A 930-nucleotide genomic window follows, 5' to 3' on the forward strand; every position below is an offset into this window, starting at 1 on the left:
TGGAATGGCAACAGTTTTTTTGACAAATTTTATAAGGTGCAGAACTTCTTTCCGTATGCTATTCCGATTGTCCTTGACAATGAGCCTCCTCGGATGTGACGATCTTCGGCAGGAGCTAACAGTTAAAGTTAGACTGCCTCGCTAGCGTTAGCACATCCGAGCTCATTATCAAGGATTCGCTGCGCCAATCTCTGGTTACGGTAACCAACCGGTGTCTCGTAGCCAAGTGTACCGTGCAACCGAAGGTGGTTCCACCAATTGACATAGTCAAATAACTCCAAATCCAATTGTTGTAAGGTTTCAAATGTGTATTGATAGACAAATTCTACTTTCAGCGACTTATAAGTTGATTCAGCTACGGCATTATCAAAAGGACAGCCTTTATGACTCAATGATCGATTGATGTCAAAAGTTGTTAATAATTCATCAATAGCTTGGTTATCAAACTCTTTTCCACGATCAGTATGAAAAATCTCAACCTCTGTCAGAGGTTGTTTGATACGGCTAAATGCTTTTTTTACTAGAACGGCATCTTTATGTTCTCCACAAGAATAGCCGAGAATTTCTCGATTGAACAGATCCAAAATGAAACAGACATAATTCCATTTTTTCTCGACTCGTACATAAGTCAAGTCTGTTACGATCGCTTCTAATGGGTTGTCTCTTAAGAATTTACGATTCAATACGTTTGTCGTTTTGGCTTCATTGCAAGTAGAATGATGTACTTTAAAATAAGCAACAGTATAGCTCGATTTTAATCCTCTATTTTTCATGATTCTACTAATTTTTCGTCGGCTGATCTGAATGCCTCGTTTTGATAAGGCTTTTTTTATTTTTCTTGAGCCGTAGGCCTTTCGGCTGCGGATAAATTCTTCAGCGACTACTTCTTCAAGTTCTGATTCGTCTTTCTTTGGTTTTGATTGATAATAA

Annotated in this window: 1 protein-coding gene; it reads right to left on the reverse strand. The window is 38.4% G+C overall.

Annotation, left to right across the window (positions count from 1 at the left end; all coding sequences use genetic code 11):
• Nucleotides 1-128: 128 nt before the first annotated feature.
• A partial coding sequence (locus FEZ33_RS12230) for an IS3-like element IS1485 family transposase (protein WP_138405618.1) occupies nucleotides 129-930 on the reverse strand: 802 nt, incomplete at its 5' end.

The organism is Ruoffia tabacinasalis (genome assembly GCF_005864045.1).
In the GTDB taxonomy this organism is placed as follows: Bacteria; Bacillota; Bacilli; order Lactobacillales; family Aerococcaceae; genus Ruoffia; species Ruoffia tabacinasalis.